We start from the raw sequence: 23417 nt of genomic DNA on the forward strand, positions 1-23417 counted from the left end.
GCCCCTCAAGCCGTCCCGCCCGCCCGCCGACTCCGGTGGTTGAACGTTGATGAATGGTGTGTGCAAGGTCTTGTCGGCCGGATGAACACGTCCATATGCTCGCGACGGAAACCGGTTTCCACTCCTGAGTGACCGGGAGACGGGCATGGCCGGCGGCGCGGCGTAAGGGGTGGGCGGATGTCCGCAGGTCCGATCCGGCTCTCCCGGGACGCGCGCACCGCGCTCCGCCCGGCCACCGCGGCGCGGATCACCGGGGGCTTCTGGGCCGCCAGACGCCGCGTCAACGCCGAGGTGAGCGTTCCCCAGGGGCCGGACCGGCTGGAGCGGGCGGGCAATCTCGCCAACCTCCGGGCCGCCGCGGGAGCGGCCCCGGAGGAGTCCGGCTTCCGGGGCGACTTCCCGTTCCAGGACTCCGATGTGCACAAGTGGCTGGAGGCGGCGTCCTGGCAGCTGGCGGACGGCGGCGAGGGACCGGCCGAGGAGGAGCTGTCCCGGCAGGTGCAGCGGCTGGCCGGGCTGGTCGCGGCCGCCCAGGCCGAGGACGGCTATCTCCAGACCTACTACCAGCTGGGCCCGGACGCCCGCCGGTGGACGGATCCGCACTGGGGGCACGAGCTGTACTGCGCGGGCCATCTCCTCCAGGCCGCGGTCGCCCACCACCGGGCCACCGGCCGGGACGGGCTGCTCGATGTGGCGGTGCGGTACGCCGATCTGATCGACGCCACGTTCGGGCCCGGCAAGGACGAGACGGTGTGCGGACATCCGGAGATCGAGACCGCGCTGGTCGAGCTGTACCGGGAGACCGGTGAACGGCGCTATCTCGATCTTGCCGGGTACTTCGTGGACCGGCGCGGGCGGGGCAGCCTCGGCGACGGCCCGCCGGAGGGCTCGCCCGGCCCCCGCCCCGGGGCGCCCTACTGGCAGGACCACGTCCCGGTGCGGGAGGCGACGGCGGTCGCCGGGCACGCGGTGCGCCAGCTGTACCTCCTGGCCGGGGCCGCCGATGTGGCGGCGGAGACCGGCGACGAGGGGCTGCGGGACGCCCTGGTGCGGCTGTGGGAGGACATGGCCGCGACAAAGACCTATCTGACCGGCGGGGTGGGCTCGCGGCACGAGCTGGAGTCCTTCGGGGACGCGTACGAGCTGCCGCCGGACCGGGCGTACGCCGAGACCTGCGCGGCCATCGCCGCCATCCACTTCGGCTGGCGGATGGCGCTGCTGACCGGGGAGGCCCGCTACAGCGATCTGGTGGAGCGGACCCTGTTCAACGGCTTCGCGTCGGGGGCGTCGATCGACGGTGAGCGCTGGCTCTATGTGAATCCGCTGCGGGTCCGCCACGACGATGAGAACCATAAGGACGATGAGAACCGTAAGGCCGCCACCGGTGACCGGAGCGCCCACCGGACGCCGTGGTTCCGGTGCGCCTGCTGCCCGCCCAATGTGATGCGGCTGCTCGCCTCACTGCCGCACTACATGGCGAGCGGCGACGCCGAGGGGCTCCAGCTGCACCAGTACGCGTCCGGCTCGTACGAGGCGGGCGGCGGCGCGGTGCGGGTGGGGACCGGCTACCCCTGGGAGGGCCGGATCGCGGTGGTCGTGGACGCGGCCCCGCCGGACGAGGACTGGACGCTGTCGCTGCGCGTCCCGCACTGGGCGCGGACGTACGAGGCGACGGTCGGCGGGGAGCCGGTGGCCGAGCGGGCCGAGAACGGCTGGCTGCGGCTGCGGCGGCGCTGGCGGCCCGGTGAGACGGTCGTACTGAGCCTGCCCCTCGACCCCCGGCTCACCCGGCCCGATCCGCGGATCGACGGGGTGCGCGGCTGTGCCGCGATAGAGCGCGGCCCGCTGGTGTACTGCCTGGAGCAGCCCGATCAGCCCGCCGGGCTGCGGCTGGACGACATCGACCTCGACCCGGATGCCGCGCTGACCCCGGAGCACCGGCCGGAGCTGCTGGGCAGGGTGACCGTGATCACCGCCCTGGCCCTGCCCCACGCCGCCGCGCGCGACGGCTGGTGGCCGTACCGGCGCGGCGGTACGGGCCCCGGCGGGGCCGCGGGCGGCGCGGGCGGTGCGAAGGCCCCCGAGCCGGTCCCGGTGACCGCGATCCCGTACTACGCGTGGGCGAACCGCGAGCCCGGCCCGATGCGGGTGTGGATCCCGGTCCGGACCCCGCCCGGCTGACGGTCCGGACCCCGCCCGGCTGACGGTCCAGGTCCCGCCCGGCCGGTCCGCACCGACGCAAGGACCACCCATACCCGCCGGAACTCGGCGGGCACCCCACGCGTTCATCGCTCGAGGAACACGCTCCTGTGCCCGAGCGGCACCGGCCGACGGGAGGTGCCCCGTGAGCACCGGATCCACACCCCGAGGGGATGACGCCGACGACTGGGACGACGTCGTCCTCGACGCGGACTTCATACGGGACGCCGAGGTCACCGAGCCCGCCGCGCGCACCCGGATGCTGACCGCGCGCTGGCGGCGCGGCGCGCCCGAACCCCAGCCCTGGCGGGCGGACGAGCCGCCGGCCGGCTGGTTCTGGAGCAAGCGCCGCAAGCGGCGGCGACGGCGCTGACCTCGCCTCTCCGTTACCCGGTCGCAATTGCACGCGTAAAGACACCGCGCCACTTCCGGTGGGAGGATGCGGGCCCGACTCACTGATCATGAGATCCGTGGTCGTCCGCCGACCCCGCCCCCGGAGGTGCCGTGTTCGCTCGCTCCGCGTTGCCGCCCGTCATAGCCGTCGCCGCCGTATCCGCCCTGCTGGCCGGGTGCACCAGCACCAAGTCGTCGGGGTCCGGTGGCAAGGACATCAGCCTGGTGAACTCCGGGAAGCTCACGACCTGCACCCATCTACCCTATCCGCCCTTCCAGTCCAAGCAGGGCAAGAAGATCGTCGGCTTCGATGTGGACATGGTCGATCTCGTGGCCTCCGCGCTCCACGTGAAGCAGGAGATCGTGGACACGCCCTTCGAGGGCATCCAGTCCGGAGAGGACCTCAACACCAACCAGTGCGACGTGGCCGCCGCCGGGATGACCATCACCGACGTGCGCGAGAAGAACCTGGACTTCTCCGCCCCCTATTTCGAGGCCACACAGGCGCTGCTCACCGCCAAGGGCAAGCCGTTCAAGTCCCTCGCCGACCTCAAGGGCAAGAAGCTCGCGGTCCAGCAGGGGACCACCGGTGAGGCTTACGCCCAGAAGCACGCCAAGGGCGCGAAGCTGGTCCAGTTCGAGGACCTCGCGCTGCTGCTGACCGCCGTCAAGACCGGGCAGACCGACGCGGGCATCAATGACAACGGTGTGCTCTACGACTACGTCAAGGACAACCCCGACACCGCGGTGGCGGCCGAGTTCGACACCGGCGAGCAGTACGGCATCGCCGTGCGGACCGGCAATGACGCGCTGCGCAAGAAGATCAACGCGGTGCTGAAGGACGCCCGGGCGGATGGCTCCTACGACCGCGTCTACAAGAAGTGGTTCGGCACCGCGCCCAAGAAGTGACGCCCGCCGACGGCCATCGGAGCTTCGGAGCTGAGGAGTCCGCACACTTATGGCAATGACCCGCCGGCAGCGGGCGCGGGCGATACGAGCGGTGCAGTACGCCGTGCTCATCGCCGTGCTGCTCGCCATCGTCCTGGCCGCCGACTGGGGTGAACTGCGGCGCGCGTTCCTCGACGCCGAGGTCGCCCGGTCCCTGTTTCCCGACATCATCACCACCGCCCTGGTCAACACCGTCGTCTACACCCTGCTCGGCTTCGGCTTCGGCCTGGTCCTCGGGGTGGTGCTGGCGCTGATGCGGCTCTCGCAGGTGCCGCCGTACCGCTGGCTGGCGGTGGCCTACATCGAGTTCTTCCGCGGGGTGCCCGCACTGCTGGTGTTCATCGCGCTCGGCTTCGGGGTGCCGCTGGCCTTCCAGGTGGCGCTGGACCGGTATGTCACGGTCATGCTGGCGCTGGGGCTCGTCGGCGCCGCCTATATCGCGGAGACGATGCGGGCGGGCATCCAGGCGGTGCCCAAGGGGCAGATGGAGGCGGCGCGTTCGCTGGGCATGTCCCACAGCCGGGCGATGGCCTCGATCATCATCCCGCAGGCGTTCCGGATCGTCCTGCCGCCGCTCACCAATGAACTGGTGCTGCTGACCAAGGACTCCTCCCTGGTCTATCTGCTGGGGCTCTCCCTGGACCAGTACGAGCTGTCCAAGTTCGGCCGGGACGCGCTGAATCAGCACCGCAGCCTCACCCCGATCCTGGTCGCCGGGGTGTGCTACCTGATCATCACCGTTCCGCTCGGCCACTTGGTGCGCCGGCTCGAGGCCCGTTCGGCGAAGGCGAGGTGACCGGGGTGAAGGAGACGACGGAGACGAAGGGGACCGGCGAGGCGGACGGCATCGCCATCCGGGTGGCGGGTCTGCACAAGTCCTTCGGCGAACTGGAGGTGCTCAAGGGCATCGATCTCACCGTCCGGCGGGGCGAGGTGGTCTGTGTCATCGGCCCGTCGGGATCCGGCAAGTCGACGCTGCTGCGCTGTGTGAACCTCCTGGAGGAGCCGACCTCGGGCTCGGTCACCGTGGCGGGGACGGAGGTCACCGACCCGGATGTGGACATCGACCGGATGCGGCGGCGCATCGGCATGGTGTTCCAGGCGTTCAACCTCTTTCCGCATCTGACGGCCCTGGAGAACCTCACCATCGCCCAGCGGCGGGTGCTGCGCCGCGACAAGGCGGAGGCGGTGCGGATCGGCCGGGAGACCCTGCGGCGGGTCGGCCTGAGCGACAAGGAGTCGGCCTATCCGGCCCAGCTGTCGGGCGGACAGCAGCAGCGGGTGGCCATCGCCCGGGCGCTGTCGATGGACCCGGAGTTGATGCTCTTCGACGAGCCGACCTCGGCGCTCGATCCGGAGCTGGTCGGCGATGTGCTCGCGGTGATGCGCGCCCTGGCCGACGAGGGTATGACGATGCTGGTCGTCACCCATGAGATGAGCTTCGCACGGGAGGTCGCCGACCGGGTCGTGTTCATGGACGACGGGGTGATCGTGGAGGAGGGCGGACCGGAGCAGGTGGTGTCCGATCCGGTTCACCCCCGCACCCGGGCCTTTCTCACCCGGGTGCTCAACCCGGCCGCGGCGCGGGTCGGGGAGGTGCCGGACACGGGCCCGCACGGAGCGCGGATCGACCGCTGAGCCGCGTGCGGGCGAGGGGTCCGCGTGGTCGATGCGCCGACGGCTCCCGAGACGACACGAACAGCGGGCAACCTTGTCGCGGCCGGCGGCGACAAGGAGTCGCGGGCCTCCCACCTCGACGACCGGGGTCTTCCCGGCGACTTGAGGCGGCCTTAGGGTTGGTAACCGATTGCTGCCCGGTCAGGGGTTCCACGTGGGCGGTTAGGGAAGGGAGTCTCAATGGCTCGTTCCTCGGGATCGACGGGGCCCACACTGGCGGTCGTCGCCCGTGAGGCGGGTGTGTCGGTGCCGACCGCGTCGAAGGTGGTCAACGGCCGGGAGGACGTGGCCCCCGAGACCCGCCGCCGGGTCACCGAGGTCCTGGACCGCCTGGGATACATCCGCAGGCCGCGCTGCGAGGCCCCCAGGCCGACCGCGATCGTCGACCTGGTGGTGCACTCGCTCGACAGCGCCTGGTCGGGGGCGGTGCTGCACGGCGCGGCCGAGGCCGCGCACGAGGCGGGACTCGAGGTGGTGGTCTCGGCCGCGGCCACCCGAAGCCGGGGCGGCCGGCTCGAGTGCGGCTGGCCGGAGAAACTGTACGCCCGGGGCAGCTCGGGTGTGCTGTTCCATCTCATCGAGCTCGCCCCCGCCCAGTACTCCTGGCTCGACGAGCGGCGGATCCCGTTCGTACTGATCGACCCCGCGAGCGACCCGCCGCCCGGGGTGCCGTCCGTGGCGGCCGCCAACTGGCAGGGCGGGATGGCCGCGACGGAGCACCTCATCGGACTGGGGCACCGCCGGATCGCGGTGATCGGCGGCCCGGGGCGGGCGGTGCGCGACGGCGGCCGGGTCGCCGGTTACCGTTCGGCGATGGCGGCGGCCGGATTGCCGGTGCCGTCCGCGTATGTGCGCTACGGCGAGATCAGCGAGGCCGGGGCGCGCCACCGGATGGGTGAGCTGCTGGCTCTGACCGAGCCGCCCACGGCCGTCTTCGTCTGCTCCGATCAGATGGTGCCGGGTGTGTACCAGGCGGTCAGGGGACGGGGCCTGAGGGTGCCGCGGGACATCAGCGTCGTGGGCTTCGACGATCTGCCGCAGGCCCGCTGGATCACGCCCGCGCTGACGACGGTCCGTCAGCCGCTGTCGGAGATGGCGGGCGCGGCGCTGCGCACGCTGCTGCGGCTGATGACCGGCGAGGTGCCGGAGGCCATCCGGACCGAGCTGTCCACCCGGCTCATGGTCCGGTCAAGTACCGCTCCCCCGCTCCGTGCTCCCTTATGACCGAGGAGTCGAACACTGCACGGATGACCGGACGAGTCCGTATCCCCCGTCCCCTCCGTATCCCCCGCCCCCCTCCATCGCCCCCGTATCCTCCATCACCCCTGACCCGACTCCTCAATCACCCCCTGACCGCACCCCCTTCACCGCACCGATCGCTACGGAGGTCCGCCCACCGTGTTCATCGACCTGCCCCTGGAGCAGCTGCGCAGCTACCGGCCCCCGCTGCCCGAGCCGGACGGCTTCGACGCCTTCTGGCAGCGGACGCTCGCCGAGGCCCGCACCCGCGAGCTGAACGCGGTGTTCACCGAGGAGGACACCGGACTGACCCGTGTGCACACCTACGACGCGGAGTTCTCCGGCTTCGGCGGGCACCGGATACGCGGCTGGCTGCTGGCCCCGCGGGACGTGGCGGGCCCGCTGCCGTGCGTGGTGCAGTACCTCGGCTACAGCGGCGGCCGGGGGCTGCCGCACAACTGGCTGCTGTGGCCGTCGGTGGGCTACGCGGTCTTCGTGATGGACAGCCGGGGCCAGGGATGGGTCCAGCACTCCCCCGGCGTCACCCCCGATCCGGTCGGCGGCACCGGGCCCGAGACACCGGGCAAGATGACCCACGGCGTCCTCTCCCCGGACGACTACTACTACCGCCGGCTGTACACGGACGCGGTGCGGGCGGTGGCGGCCGCCCGTGAACATCCGCTGGTGGATCCCGCTCGGATCGTGGTCAGCGGGGGCAGTCAGGGCGGTGCGCTCGCCCTGGCGGCGGCCGGGCTGGTGCCGGACCTGACGGCGGCGCTGGTGGATGTGCCGTTCATGACGCACATCCGGCGAGCGGTCGAGATCACCGACGTGGAACCCTATGGTGAACTGGCGCGGTTCTGCGCCACCCAGCGCGACCTGGCCGAGCGGGTGTTCGCCACGCTCGACCACTTCGACGGGCTCAACTTCGCGGTCCGCGCCAACGCGCCGGCGCTGTTCTCGACCGCCCTGCGCGATGAGACCACCCCGACCTCCTGCGGCTTCGCCGCCTATCACCACTACGCCGGTGAGAAGGACCTCAAGGTGTGGTCCTTCAACGGCCACGAGGGCGGCGGCCCCCATCAGCAGGCCGAGCAGATCGCCTATCTGCGGAGGCTGCTGGGCTGAGCCGGACGTGCCGGGCGGCGTCGGTCGCCGCCCGGCACCGGGTAGACAGGGGCTACCCGCATCGAAGCGAAGGAGCCGCCCGTGCCCGCGCAGCCGCTGGAAGGCATCACCGTCGTCGCCCTGGAGCAGGCCGTCGCCGCCCCGTTCGCCACCCGTCAGCTCGCCGATCTGGGGGCCAGGGTCATCAAGGTGGAGCGGCCGGGGCGCGGGGACTTCGCCCGCGAGTACGACCGCGAGGTCAAGGGCGTGTCGGCCTACTTCGTCTGGGTCAACCGCGGCAAGGAGAGCGTCGTCCTCGACGTCAAGGACGCCACCGACCGGGCGCTGCTCGAGGCGATGCTCGCCCGTGCCGACGTCTTCGTGCACAATCTGGCGCCCGGCGCCGTGGACCGGCTGGGCCTGGGGACGGAGACGCTGCGGGCCGCCCACCCCCGCCTGATCACCTGCGCGATCTCCGGATACGGGGACAGCGGCCCGTACCGCGAGAAGAAGGCGTACGACCTGCTGATCCAGTGCGAGGCGGGGCTGCTGTCGATCACCGGCAGTCCTGAGGCCCCGGCCCGCCCCGGGATCTCGATCGCCGATATCGCGGGCGGGATGTACGCCTACACCGGTATTCTCACCGCGCTGTACGAGCGGGAGCGCACCGGCGCGGGGACCGATCTGAGCGTGAGCCTGCTGGACGCGCTGGGCGAGTGGATGGGCCACCCCTATTTCGCCCAGGCGTACGGCGGTGCCGGAGTCGTCCGCAGTGGCGCCCGCCATCCGTCCATCTCGCCGTACGGCGCCTACCGCTGCGGGGACGGCGGTCAGGTGTTCCTGAGTGTGCAGAGCGACCGTGAATGGGTGGCCCTGTGCGAGCGGGTGCTCCGGCGCCCGGAGCTGGTCCGCGATCCGCGCTTCGCGGACAATCCCCTGCGCCGCACCCATGACGAGGAGCTGACGGCCGAGCTGGAGGCGTGCTTCGCGGGCCACCCCGCCGAGGGGCTGATCGCGCTGCTGGACGGGGCCGGTATCGCCAATGCCCGGCTGCGCGACCTCGCGGAGTTCACCGCCCACCCCCAGTTCGACGCCCGCGACCGCTGGGGCGAGTTCGGCTCCCCGGTCGGCGCGCTGCGCGGTCTGCTGCCGCCGGTGGAGGTGGCGGGCCGCAGGGCGCCGATGCGACCGGTGCCGGGGCTCGGCGAGCACACGGAGGCGGTGCGCGCCGAGTTCTCCGAACCGGCCCCCCGCCCGGGGACCGCGGGACCCGCCTGACGGGTGGCTCGGGCCCCTGTGCTAGGACGCTGGTCATGGAGATCGAGCCGGTCACCCTGTCCACGCCACGGCCCGTGCGACGGCCGACACTGGTCCAGCGCTGGGATGAACTCACCTTCCTGCACTGGCCGGTGGAGCCGGAGCGGGTGGCCCCGCTGCTGCCCGCCGGTACCCGCCCGGACACCCTCGACGGTGTCACCTATGTCGGGCTGGTCCCGTTCCTGATGCGCGGTGTGGGCTTCGGGCCGGGACCCGGTCTGCCGTATCTGGGCACGTTCTGCGAGACGAACGTGCGGCTGTACTCGGTGGACGGGCAGGGCCGGCGCGGTGTGGTGTTCCGGTCCCTGGACGCGGCCCGGCTGCTCCCCGTGCTGGTGGGCCGGCTCACCGTCCGGCTGCCCTATCGGTGGTCCACGATGCGGCTGCGCCGTGAGAAGGACGTGATCACCTACAGCTGCGGCCTGCGGCGGCGCCCGGCGGCCCGGGGTCGCACGAGCCGGGCCGTGGTGCGGATAGGCGCGACCATCGCCGAGCCCACACGGCTGGAGCGCTTCCTGACCGCCCGGTGGGGTCTGCACGTCTCCTGGCACGGCCGCACGGTGCACCTCCCGAACGACCACGCACCGTGGCCACTGCACCGGGCCGAGCTGCTCGAACTCGACGACGGCCTGATCACCACCGCGGGCCTGCCGCCCATGCCGGGCCCGCCGGTGAGTGTGCTCTACTCCCCCGGGGTCGCCGTGCGCTTCGGGACCCCGCGACGCGTATGAGCCCCCCGGCCAAGGTCTTCCCCATCACCCGGCAGCGACCGGGTACCGTGGGGCGTTGATCGACTTGGGGAGACAAGACATGGACCCTCGCGCCGCAGCGTCCTTGGCGCGAGTCTCTTCTCCGTCGTCCGCGCCGACGAACGCGCAGCCACCAGGCACGATCACGAGCCGGCCACTACCGGAGACCGGTGTGACTGATTCCCAATCGCTCTTGCCCTCGTTCCTCTTGCGGTCGTAGAACGTCCTCGACGTAGGGCAGAAGCGCGCGGCCGGCAGTCCGCACGTGGCCGCGTCGACCACCATGTTTCCGCCGCAGGCCACGAGTTGCCGTACCTCGAGGTTCAGGCCCGGCAACAGGACATCCTCGCGCGTTTCCACCCGCATGCCAGAGGGATCCCCAGGCGGAACGGTCCTGCAGTCCGGGCCCCGCCAGGTCGGGGCCTCTGCGGAGCCAGGGCTGGGGGCCGCTGAAGTCGGTCCGGTGAGAGCCAGGGTCAGTCAGCGCCGCCAAGACTGGGCAATGGCGCCTGGTGCGGATGGGCGCGCAGCCCGTCGAGAAGGATCGCCAAATATCGTCGCCACAGCTCGGAGGGGTGTTCGGCGGGCAGGGCCATGACGGCGTCGATCATCGCGGCGATCGGTGCGATGTCGGCCTCGGTGACCCCGTCGCGCAGGGCGCCCTGCGTACGGGCCCGTGCCAGGAGTTGCTCGCAGTGCGAGGTGATCTCCTGCCGCGCCCGGGCAGGACCGGCGCCCTCGATGATGCCGTGTCGCATCAGCTCACGCAGCCCGCGGTTGTGCGCGGCCCGCGCCAGGGCCCTCTCGAGGAAGCCGGCCAATGCGGCGAATGCGTCGTCCCCGGCCAGGGCCTCCCGCCCCATCGCCGCGATCTCGTCGAGTTCTTCACCGAAGACGGCCTCCGCGAGCGCCTGCTTGTCGGGGTACTTCCGGTAGACGGTGCCGACTCCGAGGCCGGCATGGTGCGCGACATCGTTGAGCGTGGCCTGAAGGCCGCGCGCGGCGAAGACCTCGCGTCCGGCCTGAAGGATGCGCCGGCGATTCAGCTCGGCATCCCGCCTCAGCGGAGGTGCTCCTGCCGCAGCGGGTTCCGCGCCTCCCCTCCGACCCATGAACGACTCCTTCCGCTGCTGTATCCGTACCCGAACCGGATACAGCATATCCGGTTCGTGGTACGGTCCCCGCATAACCGGATACGCAATATCCACATAGTGGTTTCGTGGCATCGGGCTGCGAGCCCAGTCGCACAGCTCGGCAGGGATGGAGAGCCAGGGATGCAGACCGTGGTCATCACCGGAGGAACCGACGGGCTCGGCAAAGGTCTCGCACTGCACTACCTGCGCCAAGGAGCGCGGGTCCTCGCCGTGGGCAGCACGCCCGCCAAGGGCGAGGCCCTTCTAGCGGAGGCGACGGCCCTCTCAGCCGGTGACCGCGCCACTTTCCTGCGGGCCGACCTGACATCGGTTACGGCGGCCCAGGAACTCGTCACCGAGGTTGAGGGCACCTGTTCCTCAGTGGACAAACTCATCCTGTGCGCCCAGCGGTACCGGCTCTTCGGCACCCGCACCGTCACCCACGAAGGATTCGAGCACAGCTTCGCACTCGCCTATCTGAGCCGATACGTCCTGAGCCACGGCCTGCGCGCGACACTGGAGTCCGCACCACGACCAGTCATCATGAACGTCGGCACCCCCGGCATCCCCCTGGGCCGGATCCACTGGGACGACCTGCAACTGACACGCCGCTACAACGGCACCAAAGCCACCCTGCAGTCCTTCCGCGCCAACGACCTGCTCGGCGTGGCCTTCGCCGCAGTGCACACCAACACCCCGATCCGCTACATCGGCTACAACCCCGGCGTCGTAGCGACCGGCATGACCGACCACCTTCCCCAACCACTGCGCGCCCTCACCAAGGCCTCGTTCACCCTGTTCGCCACCTCCGTGGCAAAGGCCGTCACTCCGGTGTCCCACCTCCTGGACGAACCGCCAGGCGAACCCTTCACCGCCTACCGCACCACCCGCCAACTCGCCCTGAAAGGCACAGCCTTCGACAAGGACGCCGCACTGCGACTGCACCGCCTCACACAGGACCTGCTGCTCCGCCAAAGGTCGTAGCCATCACGGAAGAGCGGTCAGAACCCTTCTGCCGGCCACTCCGAGCACCGAAGTCGGTCACCCCGGGCCAAAAGCCGCGGGGTTCATCGGTCTCCGGGAGTAGGTCCCGCGCATCATGCGCGCTTCGCGCCTGCCTGGCTAGGGTCGGTCCTCATGGAGACCACGGGAATCGTTCGTCGCCAGACGGCGGAGCGTATGCGCGACGCTCTGAAGCGGCTCGTTGCCGAGCGGGATGTATGGGTGTCGACGGCTCACCCTGATCACGGGCCGCACCAGGTGCCGCTGTGGTTCTTGTGGGATGGGCGAGCGGTGTGGATGTGCACCAGCGCCACTTCCGTGACTGCGCGGAACGTCCGCGAAGAGCCGCGCGTGCGCCTGGCGCTACCGGACACCTTCGACGTGGTGCTCCTCCAGGGTGAGGCGGAGTGCTTCCCGGACCAGGAGGTGCCCGGAGGCGCAGCGGAGGCGTTCGCCGACAAGTTCGGGTGGGACCCACGCGTGGAAGAGGGTTCCTTTCTGTATGTACGCGTGGTCCCGAGGACTGTGCGCGCTTGGCGCGGCGAGCCGGAGCTACGCGGAAGAGTCATCATGCGCGACGGGATGTGGCTCGAATAACGGCCGTCCCTCGCCGTCACGCCTCACTCTGACGGATACGCGAGTGACCCTATGTGGATATGCCGAAATCCGGGCCTGGGCCAAAACGCCGATGGCGTCGATCCGGTCCGGCTCATCCCCGCCCGATGAGGCGCCGCCCCCGCGGGATACGCTGCGTACTCGCGGGGCCCCGGCTGCCCGCGAGAGCGAGACGGGGGAACCAGGTGGATCTCGAAGGCGGTGACGCGATGCGACCGATGCGCCGCCGCCGTGTGGCTCCGGGTGCCGCCGGGTCCGTGGGCACTGGCCAGGCCGCTTTCCTCGCCGCGGCCATCGTGCTGCTTCCGCTGCTCGGCCAGGCCATCCTCGCTGGGCGCCTGCCGGCGGGTGCCGCCGTGGTCTGCTGCGTATCGGCGGCGTTCCTCGGCTCCCTGCTGTGTGCCCGCCGCTCACTCGCTCCCCAGCAAGTGCTCGCCGGGCTGGGCGGTGCCCAGGTCGCCCTTCACCTCGGCTATACGCTGCCCGGCGTGTGCGCGGCAGCGGGCTCCCGTGCGGGGGCGGGCTGGCTGGAGTACACCGCCGCGTCCGGCCATCCCTCCTGGGAGATGCCGGTCGGACACGCGGTAACGGTTGTGACCGCCGCCCGGTTGCTCGGGGTGATGGACGCGGTGCTGAGGCCCTTGCGGACGCTCGCCACCGCCGCGCGGCAGCGGCTCGCCCTCCGGCTGCCCGGACCGATGGCCGCTGTTCGGCGTCTGCCACTGGTTCCGGCGGGTGATCCCGGGCGCACCGCCGTCGCTTTCCGGGCGCCACCGCGCCGTGGTGAGCGTGCCCCGCCGTCCCGCCGTGTGATCCCACGTGTTCCGTCTCCGATCCGGCCGGTGCCGGGCGGCGGTATCCGCCTGGTGTGAACCGGGCGTGGCGGCCGCCGTGCGCCGGTCGCCAGATCCCGGCCGCGTCGACGGCCGGGCGTAAAGGCACTTCATGTTCACCACACACCTCCCGCGTGCGGCGGCCGTGGGCGGCCTGCTGGCGTGCGCCACGCTGATCGCCACAGCGCGGCCCGCCGCCGCGCATACCGCCCTGACCGGCAGCGCCCCCGACGACGGGGCCACCGTCGCCACATCGCCCGACCAGGTCTCCCTGTCCTTCAATGACCCGATGGACGCCCGCTACAGCCGCGTAGCGGTCACCGGCTCCTCCGGCCGTGCCGTCACCACGGGCGCCCCGGAGGTTGAGGGTCGCACCGTGACCCAAGCGCTGGCGGCCGATACGCCTCCCGGCCGGTACACCGTCGGCTATCGGGTGGTCTCCGCCGACGGCCACCCCGTGTCCGGCCGCTTCGGCTTCACGGTGGCCGCCCTCCGTACGACGAGTCCGGCGCCTCGAGCGTCCACGTCATCCAGCGATGCTCCGGCTGCCTCGGCCGGCACGGCCAAAGACGAATCCTCCGCTCCAGGCGCGCTCCCGGTGGTGGCCGGAGCCGCCATCGTGCTCGCGGGCGGGGGCGGTATCGCGTATCTGACGCACAAGAGGAGGTCCCGCCATGGCGGTTGACCCGATACCGCGCAAAGCCGTGCTCCGGCCTCCGCTACTGCTCCTGGCGGCGTTCGTGGCGGCGCTCGTGGCGGCGACGGGCGCGCTGCTGGCGGCCGTATGGTTCGGTGGTGGGATTCCCGAGGCGGTACCGGGCCTGCCGGACGCGGGGCCGGTCACGGTGTGGGGTCTGCCGCCGGCGAAGGCTGTCGCGGACCTCGCCGCGGTGTGCACCGTCGCGGGGCTGCTGCTGATCGCGGTGCTGGCACCCAGCGCCCAGCGGCGGCTGAGCGCGCGGCGGTTGCGGGTCCTCACTCTCACCGCGGTGTCCTCGGGAGTGTGGCTGCTGGCGACGTCGGCGGTGCTGGTGTTCACCGCCTCGGACCTGCTCGCCCAGCCCGTGGCCGAGGTCTTCGCCCCCGGAATCCTCGCCGATGTCGCCACCAACACCCCCCAGGGCCGCTCGGCGGCGCTGACCGCACTGGCCGCGCTGCTGTTGGCCACCTTCCTCCTCGGCGTGACCACCCGGGGTGCCGCCACCGTGAGTCTGTGCGTCGCGCTGGCCGGGCTGGTGCCGCCCGCGTTCGCCGGTCACTCGGCCGCCTCCGGCAACCACGACGCCGCCGTGATCAGCCTCGCGGCGCATGTCCTGGCGGCCACCGTGTGGATCGGCGGGCTGGCGGCGGTCACAGCCGCCGCCGTACGGGCCCCGTCCCACACGGTGGCGGCCGTACGGCGATTCAGCCCGCTGGCGGCCTGGTGCCTGCTCACCGTCGCCGCGACCGGCGTCGTCAGTGGGCTCATCCGTCTGGAGGCCCCGGCGCAGGTGTTCACCACCCGGTACGGCCTGCTGCTGACCGCCAAGACCCTGGCGCTGATCGCCCTCGCGGGCTGTGGTGCCTGGCACCGCCGGCGCACGCTGCCGGCCCTGGAGGAGGGGCGGCGCGCCGCCTTCGTGCGGCTCGCCGGGGCCGAACTCCTGCTGATGGCGGCGACCGTCGGCCTCGCGGCCGGTCTGTCCCGCAGCCCGGCCCCGGCGGGGCCACCGGAGTCGTACGACCCGGTCAGGGAGCTGCTGGGCTTCCCCATGCCCGCCCCGCTCGGCGGCTTCCCGTGGACGCCGCTATTCACCGAGTGGCGGTTCGACGGCGTGTTCGCCTTCGGTACCGCGGTCGCGGGGCTGGCCTATCTGGTGGGAGTGCGCAGGCTCCGGGCCCGTGGCGATGCCTGGCCGGTCGGCCGCACGGTGGCGTGGCTGGCGGGGCTGGGGGTCATCGTGGTGGCGACGATGAGCGGGCTGGGCACGTACGGCAAGGTGCTGTTCAGCGTGCACATGGGCCAGCACATGACCCTGGCGATGACAGCACCGATCCTGCTCGTCCTGGGGGCGCCGATCACCTTGGCCCTGCGGGCGCTGCCCACCGCCCCGAAGGGTGGGCGACGCGGCCCGAGAGAACTGTTGACGGCGATGCTGAGCAGCCGTTACGTCAAGGTGATCGCGCACCCCGTGGTCGCCGGAGTGCTGTTCATCGGCAGTGCCTTCGCTGTCTACTACACCCCGCTGTTCGCGACCCTGATGCGCAGTCACTACGGCCATGTGGCGATGCTGGTGCACTTCCTGGTCGTCGGGCTGCTGTTCTTCTGGGTGCTCGTCGGGGTCGACCCGGGACCGCACCGCATCCCCCACCTCGCCAAGCTCTTCGTCATGATCCTCACGATGCCGTTCCACTCCTGGTTCGCCATCTCCTTGATGAGCTCCACCGACCTCATCGGCGCAAGCTGGTGGACCGCACTCGACCGGCCCTGGGGAAGCTCGCTCGCCGACGATCAGTACAACGCGGGGGCCATCGCCTGGGCGACCGGCGACATCCCCGTCCTGATCACCACGCTCATTCTCGCCGTCCAATGGGTCCGCTCGGACGCCCGCGAGGCGCGCCGGATCGACCGCCGGATCGACCGCGGCGACGCCAACGACCCGCTGACCGCCTACAACGCGTATCTGGCCGGCCTCCACGCGCGCGACGAACGCATGGCTCGGGCAGGGCGACGTACGGGAGATCCGAGCCCCCGAGGCACGGCGCCCACTCCGCAGGCCGACAATGCTGATCATTCGACGGAAGGGACGACATGATCAGTTATCCGACGCTGCTGCGTCAGGCCACCCGCCCACCATCCCAGGCGCTGCGGTCGCGCCGCGCATGGCGCGACCCGGCGGCGGCCGTCGCGGGCGCCCTGCTCCTCGTCGCGGCCTTCCCACCATGGGGGCTATGGCCGACCGCCGCCCTCGGACCGGCGCTTCTGCTCGCCGTCCTCCGATACCAACGACCGCGAGCGGCCTTCGCTCTCGGCGCCCTCTTCGGACTGGCCTTCTTCGGTCCGCTGCTGTGGTGGCTGACGAATCTCGGCTTCCTGCCATGGGCGGCGCTGAGCGTCGCACAGGCACTGCTCCTTGGCCTGCTGAGCTGCGCGGTCCCCATATTCGCCCGACTGCGGGGATGGCCACTGTGGGCGGCCTGCTGGTGGGTGACCGCCGAGGCGGTACGGTCCCGGGTACCGCTCGGCGGCTTCCCGTGGGGCCGCCTCGCCTTCAGCCAGGCCGAATCCCCGGCGCTGGGGTGGGCCTCGGTCGGCGGCGCCCCGGCCGTCAGTGCTGTGGTCGCCCTGGTCGCCGGCTGCCTCGCCGCGCTGCTGACGGCCCGGTCCGACGGACGACGCCAGGCCGCCGGGGGCCTTGCGGCCGCTGTGGCCGCCTGCGCGTGCGGAACACTGCTGATTCCCGCCACGGCCTCGGCCGGCGAGGGCGAGCGGGCACGCGTGGCAGTGGTGCAGGGAAATGTTCCCCGTGCCCGGAGCCTGGAGGAACAGGCCCGGGTGGAACAAGTGGCCACCAATCACATCGCCGCCACCCGGCAGCTTGCCCGCGACGTACGGGCCGGGCGCACGCCCCGGCCCGACCTGGTGCTGTGGCCGGAGAACGCCACCGACACCGATCCACGCACCGACCCGCTGCTGCGCCATCAGATCTCCGACGTCGTAGCCGAGCTCGGCGCTCCCATCGTGGTCGGAGCGATCCTCGACGCCCCGGGCGACCGGATCCGCAACGCCGGTCTGCTGTGGCGGCCCGGCACCGGGCCCGGCCGTTACTACACCAAGCAGCACCTGGTGCCGTTCGGCGAATACATCCCGCTGCGGGACGTCTTCGGCGGGCTGGACGACCTCCAGCTCATCCCGCGCGACTTCATACCCGGCACCGGTCCGGTACGACTCGACGCCGGGCCGGTGCGGTTGGCGGAGTCCATCTGCTACGAGGTCGCCTACGACGGCCAGGTCCGCGATGCGGTCCGCACCGGCGCCAACCTGATCGCGGTCCCCACCAACAACGCCACATACATGCGCGATGGCAATCTCGCCGAGCCCGAACAGCAGCTTGCCATGTCCCGGCTGCGGGCGGTCGAGCACGACCGCTCGGTCCTCGTCGCCTCCACCACCGGCATCAGCGCGGTCATCGCCCCGGACGGCACAGTCACCAAGGCCACCGGTCCCTGGACTCGCCGGGTGCTGACCGGCACCGTGCCGCTCCGCTCGACGACCACGCTCGCCACCCGCCTCGGGTCGCTGCCGGAAGCGGCATTCGCGGTCGTTGCCTGCGGAGCGGTGGCTCTTGGTGTCCGCCGCCACGGTACCTCTCGCAGGAGCGGGGCAGCTGAACGTGCAACCTCTGATGTTCGTGGCTGAAGCCGAGGATCCGTGTCGCCGGGGCGCGGTGGGGTGGCGAGGGCCTCCGGTGTGAGGAGGGGCGGCACTACCCTCAGCGCTCGGGCGGTTTGCCGAGGTCCGTACGGACCTCGGCCCCGTACGCGGCGAGCAGGCCGGCCATCAGCGGTTCCATCCCTGGATCGGTGACCAAACGGAATCTGACGACAGGCCGGTGGATCACGCATAGCTTGGCTACGATCGCCGTGATGAGAGCGCGGCACGGGCGATTCCAAGGCGGCGGTGAACATGTGACCGCGCGCTTTGTGCTGCGCTGCCTTGTCCTGTTGGCCGTCGCGATGTGGGTGGTACCGCTGTGCGCCCATGTCGTGGACGGAGGTGCGCAAAGGGACACGGCGAATCTGTCCCGCGCGGCGGCGGGCATTCCAGCGGGACCAGAAGAATTCTCCGGCCATCTGTGCACCGACCTCGAACACGGTCCGAGCCGACAGGACTGCCAGGTCAGTTCCACCGTGAGCCGCACCCTGACCGCCTGGGGCAAGCAACTCAACGCCGACTCCGCCTCGGACCCGGGCATCCAGCGGTTCCTCGAAAGGTATGTGCAGGGCAAGCAGACCCCGGAACCCGGTGCCGCCTGTACCGGCGGCCGGGCTGTGTGAGGAGCAACAGCCGACCTACCCAAGGACAGCCGGACAAGGTGACCGCAATGCCCGCCAACACAGCCCCCGCCTACGACGAACGCCTCACCGCTCCCCGCTCCTGGCGGGTGATCGCCGCGCTCTTCGGCCTCGCCACAGCACTGATCTTCCTGCCGTTCGTCGGGGTGGCGGCCCTGATCTCCCTGGCCGCTGGGACCCTTCTGGCGGGGCTCTACTCGATCCCGACGACCCCACCCCCTACGTGTACGTGTCCACTCGTGCGCCGGCACAGTTTGCCCGAGTGCTCAAGGAAGCCGCTGACGGAGCGGGGTCAGGCCCGGTCGGCAGCTCGGAGGCCGATACCGGGCAGGAAACGCCCGGCGCGTGAGGTGTAGGCGGTGTAGGCGGCGCCGTGCGAGACCCTGAGGTAGGGCTCCTCCACTACACGGACCTGCAGCTGCACCGCCAGAACCAGTGCCGCGAGTGCCGTCACGGCGATCGGGTTGGGCACCATCAGGGCCAGTCCGGTCGCCGTGATGGTCATCGCGGTGAAGACCGGGTTGCGCACGTGGGCGAACAGTCCGTCGGTTACCAGCTCCGTACGCTCGGCCGCGTCCACGCCTACCCGCCAGGAGGCGCCCATGTTCGTCTGGGCGACCCAGGTGACCGCGATACCGGCCAGGGCGAGGATCAGCCCGGGCCCACCGCACAAGTGCCGCGTGTGTGCCGGGGAGCTCCGGAAGGCCGGTCAGCGTGCCGAGCGGCGCCGCGGCCCCGCCGAGCCGGTGTATAGGGCAAGTGCCGCCACGGCCCAGCCGGTCATCGGTCCGTCTTCCGCACCGGGCCGCAACAGGCGCATCCCGGCCGGCATCCGCAGCCACCCTCAGCCTGAAGCGGGGGAACGCCCGCGGTGGCGGATGGAGCGGCGCAGCAGCCCTCCCCGCGCCAGGCGCCCCGGCCTTCCTTGACCGCGACCGCGGCGATGACGAGGGCCGCGATGGGGTCGGCCCAGGACCAGCCGAGGGTGGCGTTGGCGACGAGGCCTACCAGGAGTACGGCGGAGAGGTAGGTGCACAGCAGGGTCTGCTTGGAGTCGGCGACCGCGGAGGCGGAACCGAGTTCGTGTCCGGCGCGACGCTGAGCGGCTGACAGGAAAGGCATGATCGCCAGCGACAGGGCAGCGAGAACGATGCCGGGGATCGAACGGTCGGCCTCCGCGGTCCCGGCCAGCGAGCGGACCGCGTCGATGCTCACATACGCGGCGAGGGCGAAGAAGGAGACGGCGATGATCCGCAGCGCGGTCTTCTCACGCGCTTCGCGCACCGCGTGGCCATGGGCGGAGAACTGCCAGGCGACCGCGGCGGCGGAGGAGACCTCGATGACCGAGTCCAGGCCGAAACCGACCAGCGCGGTGGAGGAGGCGACCGTCCCGGCGGTGATCGCGACGATGGCCTCGATGACGTTGTAGGTGATCGTCGCGGTGACCAGCAGTCGGATGCGACGGGTGAGCGCGTCGCGGCGAGCCGGAGATGGCCCGAGGGATATCGCGGTCATCAGCAGCAGCCCTCTGTCTCCGCGTCCGGGCAACTCCGATCGGCCGCGACCGCCACCACGGCCGCCCGCAGGTCGTCCAGCGCGTGCCCGAGCCGCTCGTCGGCCAACTCGTACCGGATACGGCGCCCGACCGGCACGGTGACGACCAACCCGCAGTCACGCAGACAGGCCAGATGATTGGACAGCCGCGTACGGGAGATGCCGAGCTTGTCGGCGAGGTCGGAGGGGTGGGCCGGCCCCTCGCGCAGCATCAGCAACAGTCGGCAACGGATCGGATCGGCGAGCGCGCGGCCGAAGCGGGCCAGCACCTCGATGTCGGGGGCAACGGTCAGCATGTCCTCTACGGTACACGGAAACCTGAATTCAGGAAGTCATGAATCAAACCCCCGAATCTCTGCGCGGTCACGCGGGATCACCGGAACACACCCGCCCGGAATTCGGCCGCACCGTCAGCATGTGCTCACCCTCGGCCGTGGGCCGGCGGGCGGTGAGGACGAGCCGGTGGACCGCCGGGCCCCATACTCGGGTGAAGGCCGGGTCGGTGAGCGGAATCGTCTCCACCGAGGCCGTGAACGCCATGGCATCCCAGCCCAGGATCAGCCCGCGCCCGGCCGGCGGGCTGACAACGGCCCGGCCGCCCCCGGCCGCGAGGGCCACCTCCCCGCCGGCCAGGAGGTGCAGCGCCAGTGAGCCGGGCGGTGCGGAGCAGCCCCAGGCGTCGCCGATCTCAATGCGCTCGTCGTCGTCCACGTCGCGTACCAGCCGGAACGTACGCTGCCAGCGAGTCAGTCCCGCTTCGGGCGGGTAGGCCGCGGCGAGGTCACACGTCAGCTCGTCAGTGGTGCCGTCGCCGCGGTGGGCGACCGCGGCCGCGCGGAAGCCCGGCCCCGGCGGCTGGCCGAGGCCGTTGACGATCGGCACATTGTGATACTCGCTGGTCATCGACCAGATTCCATAACGCTCCGGGCTGAACGTCTCCTTGCGGTACGTGCCGACCCCGGCGTCGATCAGCAGCGGCCGGGCGTCGAGGGCGACGATGAAGGTGCCGACATCGTTGTGATTGTGGCTCTCGTCGTTGTGGCCGCCCTTCGCCGCGAGCAGCAGCCCGCGATCCGTGCCCGCCGCGGCGCGGGCGACCAGGACCTGGGTGTCGGGCAGCCAGCTGCGTACGGGCAGCGGGAAGGGCGCGGGCCCGGCCGCCTGCCAGTCGGCGTCGAAGAGGGCGTCCGAGATACGGCGCAGATCGAACGGTCCACCGGTCTCCGGGATCGCGGCATCGGCGGCGCCGCGCAGCGCCCGGGCGTGTGCGGACACCTCCGGCTGATCGGTGCGGCGGCCGTAGCGGTGCAGCACCGCCGCCCCCATCTCGCGCGGACGCGCCGGCCCGTCCGCGAAGTTGACCGCCCAGCCGTCACCGATCCAGGTGGCCAGGGGATAGCGCGCGATGGCCCGTATCAGGGGATGGCCGAAGACCCCCGCGTCGGTGCCGAGCAGCGAGGTGAGGGTCTCCAGGCACTCGAAGAGGCTGGCCCCGGCGCGCCACCAGTAGTGCGGCCCTTCGTCGCAGCCGCCGTCACCCGGGTGCGCGGCCAGGTAGTTCTCCAGGCCCTGGACGATGCGGGAGACCAAGGCGCTACGGACCTCGTCGGACTCCTCCGTCAGCGCGGTGGCCAGCAGCAGCTCGGAGTGGATCCAGGGATTCCAGTTGTTCAGCTTGGCGGTCGAACCGTCGTACCAGCCCCAGTCGTCGCGCTCCAGATACGGCCGCAGCACCCGGGTGGAGACCTCCCGGCGCAGCCGTCGGCGCACCAGCGGGTCGATCCGGTCCAGCTCGTCGCCGGCGATCGCGTCGGTGCACGCCAGGAGCACGGCCGTCATCGAGGCGCCGAGGTCCAGGGTGGGGCACTCCGGGTCCGGCAGCAGGCCGCGTTCGCGGCCGTGGGAGCCGAGGACCCGGAAGTCGTGCGCCGGGAGCACCCAGCTGGTCTCCTCGCACAGCGCCCAGACGCCGTCCATCACTTCGTCCAGGAATTCCGCGGAAGCGGGGCCCATGGCGGCGGCCAGCACCGCCCACCCGAGCCGTTCTCGCCGCGCGGCGGCCGGCGTCTGGTAATCCCAGCGGTCGCCGTCGCGCGCGAAGCGGGCGAACAGCGAGGCCGGCAGGGACGGCCACGGCTCTTCGAGCGTCGAGCCGGCCGCCCGCAGCACGCGGTCGCGGGTGTCGTTGCCGATGCCCGCCCACGCGCCCCGGTCCGCCGCGGGCGGTACGGGACTCCACTCGCCGATCCGCGGCATACGGGCGGCGACCAGCGAGGGCGGGAACAGCTCTGTCAGACGGGGATGGCCAGGCATGGTGGAGGGCTCCGGGGAGTCTCGACGCCGGGGCGTAGCGCCCGGGTGGTTTCGGGTGCTTCAGGCCAGCAGCCTTTCGGGTGCTTCAGGCCAGCAGCAGCGATCTGGGCTGAGCGGACAGGGTGCGGTCCAGGACCAGGGCGGCCGCGCCGATCGCCGCCACGTTTTCGCCCAGGGTGGTCGACGTGACCGTCGTCGGATGGGTCGGTCTGACGAATGGGCTCCGCGCCACCATCGGCTCGATCGTGGTCAGGAGGCGCTCGGACAGCAGCTGCCACACCGGGCCGCCGAACACGACCGTCTCCACGTCCAGGAGCGTCGCCGCCGCGCAGACGCCGCGGCCGATGCGGATGGCCAGGCGCTCGATGATGCCGTCCGCCGGTACGTCCCCGGCGGCGGCCAGCGCCGCCAGGCGTTCCAGGCCGCGCTGGGCGTCGGCCGGGTCGAGGCAGGTGTACTCGGTGCCGAGCACGCCCAGGGCGATGGCCTCGTCGACGAGCGTACGGGCCGAGAAGGACGCGCCGAGGCCGCCGACCTCGCCCGCGTTGCCCGACACACCGCGCAGCACCGTGTCCTCCACCGCCAGACCCATGCCGGAGCCGGTGCCGAGGTAGAAGAAGAGCAGGTTGCGGCTGTCCGTGGCCGCGCCCGCCCAGCGCTCGGCCACCACCGCCGCCGTCACGTCCTTGTCGAGCAGCGCCGGGAAGCCGGTGGCTTCGCTCAGGCGATCGCGCAGCGGGTAGCGGCCCCAGTCCGGCAGCTCCGGCGGGTCCACCACCCAGCCCGCCTCCGCGTCGATGGGACCGGGAGCGGCGATGCCCAGGCCCAGCACCCGGGCGTCGTCGATGCCGGACTCGGCCACCAGCGCCGACACCGATGCCGCCATGTCGGCGGTGGTCCGGTCGGTGTCGCCGCCGCTCGGCGTCTGCCGGCTGCGCTGGGCGACGACGGTGCCTGCCAGGTCCACCAGGACCGTGGTGATCACGGCGGGATCGAGGTGAACGCCCACGGCGTAGCGCGAGCTCGGCACGACCTCCAGCAGGGTGCGGGGCTTGCCGCTGCCGGTGTGCTGTTTGCCGGACTCGCGCGCCACACCCTGGTCGAGCAAGCGGCGTGTGATGTTCGAGACGGTCTGCGCCGACAGGCCGGTGGCCTGGGCGAGTTCCACCCGGCTGAGGCCGTCCGCGTGCCGGCGGATGGCGTCCAGGATCACGGACTCGTTGAAGTCCGCCATCCGCGGCAGGTTGGTGCCACGCCTGATGGCCGGCTTTTCGGGTTTCACG

At 71.6% G+C, this 23417-nt stretch carries 23 protein-coding genes and 1 pseudogene; 17 read left to right on the top strand and 7 right to left on the bottom strand.

Annotated features, from left to right (window positions below):
- Positions 1-177 precede the first annotated feature (177 nt).
- The 9 genes from JK364_RS03015 to JK364_RS03055 all read left to right on the top strand — a co-directional run bounded on the left by JK364_RS03015 (position 178) and on the right by JK364_RS03055 (position 9611).
- On the top strand, positions 178-2181 hold the full coding sequence (locus JK364_RS03015) for a glycoside hydrolase family 127 protein (RefSeq protein ID WP_201847196.1): 2004 nt from the start codon (positions 178-180) through the stop codon (positions 2179-2181).
- Between the two features lie 163 nt (positions 2182-2344).
- Positions 2345-2572, top strand: a complete 228-nt coding sequence (locus tag JK364_RS03020; RefSeq protein WP_086881764.1) for an SGM_3592 family protein — start codon at positions 2345-2347, stop codon at positions 2570-2572.
- A 131-nt stretch (positions 2573-2703) separates the two neighbouring features.
- Positions 2704-3501, top strand: coding sequence for an ABC transporter substrate-binding protein (locus tag JK364_RS03025; RefSeq protein ID WP_201847198.1), 798 nt, complete (start codon positions 2704-2706; stop codon positions 3499-3501).
- Positions 3502-3550: 49 nt separating this feature from the next.
- A complete protein-coding gene (locus tag JK364_RS03030; protein ID WP_201847201.1) occupies positions 3551-4336 on the top strand; it encodes an amino acid ABC transporter permease in 786 nt (261 codons plus the stop codon).
- Between the two features lie 5 nt (positions 4337-4341).
- Positions 4342-5178, top strand: coding sequence for an amino acid ABC transporter ATP-binding protein (locus JK364_RS03035; protein WP_307841137.1), 837 nt, complete (start codon positions 4342-4344; stop codon positions 5176-5178).
- Positions 5179-5397: 219 nt separating this feature from the next.
- Positions 5398-6441, top strand: a complete 1044-nt coding sequence (locus tag JK364_RS03040) for a LacI family DNA-binding transcriptional regulator (protein ID WP_201847203.1) — start codon at positions 5398-5400, stop codon at positions 6439-6441.
- A 174-nt stretch (positions 6442-6615) separates the two neighbouring features.
- Positions 6616-7584 carry an acetylxylan esterase gene (locus JK364_RS03045; RefSeq protein ID WP_201847204.1) on the top strand — a complete coding sequence of 323 codons (969 nt, stop codon included), beginning with the start codon at positions 6616-6618 and terminating at the stop codon, positions 7582-7584.
- 81 nt (positions 7585-7665) lie between these two features.
- Positions 7666-8841, top strand: a complete 1176-nt coding sequence (locus tag JK364_RS03050) for a CaiB/BaiF CoA transferase family protein (protein WP_201847206.1) — start codon at positions 7666-7668, stop codon at positions 8839-8841.
- 35 nt (positions 8842-8876) lie between these two features.
- Positions 8877-9611 carry a YqjF family protein gene (locus JK364_RS03055; RefSeq protein ID WP_201847208.1) on the top strand — a complete coding sequence of 245 codons (735 nt, stop codon included), beginning with the start codon at positions 8877-8879 and terminating at the stop codon, positions 9609-9611.
- Positions 9612-9635: 24 nt separating this feature from the next.
- Here JK364_RS03055 and JK364_RS03060 read toward each other — a convergent pair whose 3' ends face one another.
- Together JK364_RS03060 and JK364_RS03065 are read right to left on the bottom strand one after the other, a co-directional pair.
- Positions 9636-9995, bottom strand: a complete 360-nt coding sequence (locus JK364_RS03060; protein ID WP_201847210.1) for a hypothetical protein — start codon at positions 9993-9995, stop codon at positions 9636-9638.
- Positions 9996-10105: 110 nt separating this feature from the next.
- Complete coding sequence (locus JK364_RS03065; RefSeq protein ID WP_201847212.1) at positions 10106-10741, bottom strand: TetR/AcrR family transcriptional regulator; 636 nt, start codon at positions 10739-10741, stop codon at positions 10106-10108.
- A 162-nt stretch (positions 10742-10903) separates the two neighbouring features.
- Between JK364_RS03065 and JK364_RS03070 the strand changes: the two genes are divergently transcribed.
- The 8 genes and pseudogenes from JK364_RS03070 (at position 10904) to JK364_RS03105 (ending at position 18616) form a co-directional block, all read left to right on the top strand.
- A complete protein-coding gene (locus tag JK364_RS03070; RefSeq protein ID WP_201847214.1) occupies positions 10904-11746 on the top strand; it encodes an SDR family NAD(P)-dependent oxidoreductase in 843 nt (280 codons plus the stop codon).
- Positions 11747-11899: 153 nt separating this feature from the next.
- Positions 11900-12361 (top strand): pyridoxamine 5'-phosphate oxidase family protein, encoded by a 462-nt coding sequence (locus JK364_RS03075; RefSeq protein WP_201847216.1) that lies wholly within the window; start codon positions 11900-11902, stop codon positions 12359-12361.
- A gap of 275 nt (positions 12362-12636) precedes the next feature.
- Positions 12637-13251 (top strand): hypothetical protein, encoded by a 615-nt coding sequence (locus JK364_RS03080; RefSeq protein WP_201847218.1) that lies wholly within the window; start codon positions 12637-12639, stop codon positions 13249-13251.
- A gap of 73 nt (positions 13252-13324) precedes the next feature.
- The gene (locus tag JK364_RS03085; RefSeq protein ID WP_201847220.1) at positions 13325-13897 is read left to right on the top strand and encodes a copper resistance CopC family protein; all 573 of its coding nucleotides are present in this window, start codon (positions 13325-13327) and stop codon (positions 13895-13897) included.
- Positions 13887-16007: a bifunctional copper resistance protein CopD/cytochrome c oxidase assembly protein gene (locus tag JK364_RS03090; protein ID WP_201847222.1), complete on the top strand. Its 2121-nt coding sequence runs from the start codon at positions 13887-13889 to the stop codon at positions 16005-16007. The genes JK364_RS03085 and JK364_RS03090 overlap by 11 nt, the downstream gene beginning before the upstream one ends.
- Entirely contained in the window at positions 16004-17611 is a 1608-nt protein-coding gene (gene lnt, locus JK364_RS03095; protein WP_201847224.1) for an apolipoprotein N-acyltransferase, read from the top strand. The genes JK364_RS03090 and lnt overlap by 4 nt, the downstream gene beginning before the upstream one ends.
- Before the next feature lie 503 nt (positions 17612-18114).
- A pseudogene (locus JK364_RS55025) lies at positions 18115-18249 on the top strand (DUF3105 domain-containing protein); the annotation flags it as partial.
- Entirely contained in the window at positions 18188-18616 is a 429-nt protein-coding gene (locus JK364_RS03105) for a DUF3093 family protein (protein WP_372461907.1), read from the top strand. The pseudogene JK364_RS55025 and the gene JK364_RS03105, both read left to right, overlap by 62 nt.
- Here the strand turns inward: JK364_RS03105 and JK364_RS03110 are convergent.
- From JK364_RS03110 to JK364_RS03130, 5 genes are all read right to left on the bottom strand, one after another.
- Positions 18560-18940, bottom strand: coding sequence for a methyltransferase family protein (locus JK364_RS03110; protein ID WP_230991281.1), 381 nt, complete (start codon positions 18938-18940; stop codon positions 18560-18562). The genes JK364_RS03105 and JK364_RS03110 overlap by 57 nt on opposite strands.
- A gap of 107 nt (positions 18941-19047) precedes the next feature.
- Positions 19048-19782: a cation efflux transmembrane domain-containing protein gene (locus JK364_RS03115; protein ID WP_201847228.1), complete on the bottom strand. Its 735-nt coding sequence runs from the start codon at positions 19780-19782 to the stop codon at positions 19048-19050.
- The gene (locus tag JK364_RS03120; RefSeq protein WP_201847230.1) at positions 19782-20117 is read right to left on the bottom strand and encodes an ArsR/SmtB family transcription factor; all 336 of its coding nucleotides are present in this window, start codon (positions 20115-20117) and stop codon (positions 19782-19784) included. Before JK364_RS03120 ends, JK364_RS03115 begins: the two co-directional genes overlap by 1 nt.
- Positions 20118-20184: 67 nt before the next feature.
- Positions 20185-22134, bottom strand: a complete 1950-nt coding sequence (locus tag JK364_RS03125) for a heparinase II/III domain-containing protein (protein WP_201847232.1) — start codon at positions 22132-22134, stop codon at positions 20185-20187.
- 85 nt (positions 22135-22219) lie between these two features.
- On the bottom strand, positions 22220-23368 hold the full coding sequence (locus tag JK364_RS03130; RefSeq protein ID WP_230991467.1) for an ROK family transcriptional regulator: 1149 nt from the start codon (positions 23366-23368) through the stop codon (positions 22220-22222).
- Positions 23369-23417: the final 49 nt, after the last annotated feature.

Source organism: Streptomyces endocoffeicus (assembly GCF_016741935.1).
GTDB lineage: Bacteria > Actinomycetota > Actinomycetes > Streptomycetales > Streptomycetaceae > Streptomyces > Streptomyces endocoffeicus.

Bases quoted from the DNA above. Each gene is read 5' to 3' on its own strand.
- JK364_RS03060 (WP_201847210.1), bottom strand. From the start codon at position 9,995: ATGCGGGTGGAAACGCGCGAGGATGTCCTGTTGCCGGGCCTGAACCTC.
- JK364_RS03030 (WP_201847201.1), top strand. From the start codon at position 3,551: ATGGCAATGACCCGCCGGCAGCGGGCGCGGGCGATACGAGCGGTGCAG.
- JK364_RS03065 (WP_201847212.1), bottom strand. From the start codon at position 10,741: ATGGGTCGGAGGGGAGGCGCGGAACCCGCTGCGGCAGGAGCACCTCCG.
- JK364_RS03130 (WP_230991467.1), bottom strand. From the start codon at position 23,368: ATGGCGGACTTCAACGAGTCCGTGATCCTGGACGCCATCCGCCGGCAC.
- JK364_RS03015 (WP_201847196.1), top strand. From the start codon at position 178: ATGTCCGCAGGTCCGATCCGGCTCTCCCGGGACGCGCGCACCGCGCTC.
- JK364_RS03075 (WP_201847216.1), top strand. From the start codon at position 11,900: ATGGAGACCACGGGAATCGTTCGTCGCCAGACGGCGGAGCGTATGCGC.
- lnt (WP_201847224.1), top strand. From the start codon at position 16,004: ATGATCAGTTATCCGACGCTGCTGCGTCAGGCCACCCGCCCACCATCC.
- JK364_RS03125 (WP_201847232.1), bottom strand. From the start codon at position 22,134: ATGCCTGGCCATCCCCGTCTGACAGAGCTGTTCCCGCCCTCGCTGGTC.
- JK364_RS03085 (WP_201847220.1), top strand. From the start codon at position 13,325: ATGTTCACCACACACCTCCCGCGTGCGGCGGCCGTGGGCGGCCTGCTG.
- JK364_RS03105 (WP_372461907.1), top strand. From the start codon at position 18,188: ATGTGCAGGGCAAGCAGACCCCGGAACCCGGTGCCGCCTGTACCGGCG.
- JK364_RS03090 (WP_201847222.1), top strand. From the start codon at position 13,887: ATGGCGGTTGACCCGATACCGCGCAAAGCCGTGCTCCGGCCTCCGCTA.
- JK364_RS03055 (WP_201847208.1), top strand. From the start codon at position 8,877: ATGGAGATCGAGCCGGTCACCCTGTCCACGCCACGGCCCGTGCGACGG.
- JK364_RS03115 (WP_201847228.1), bottom strand. From the start codon at position 19,782: ATGACCGCGATATCCCTCGGGCCATCTCCGGCTCGCCGCGACGCGCTC.
- JK364_RS03070 (WP_201847214.1), top strand. From the start codon at position 10,904: ATGCAGACCGTGGTCATCACCGGAGGAACCGACGGGCTCGGCAAAGGT.
- JK364_RS03120 (WP_201847230.1), bottom strand. From the start codon at position 20,117: ATGCTGACCGTTGCCCCCGACATCGAGGTGCTGGCCCGCTTCGGCCGC.
- JK364_RS03040 (WP_201847203.1), top strand. From the start codon at position 5,398: ATGGCTCGTTCCTCGGGATCGACGGGGCCCACACTGGCGGTCGTCGCC.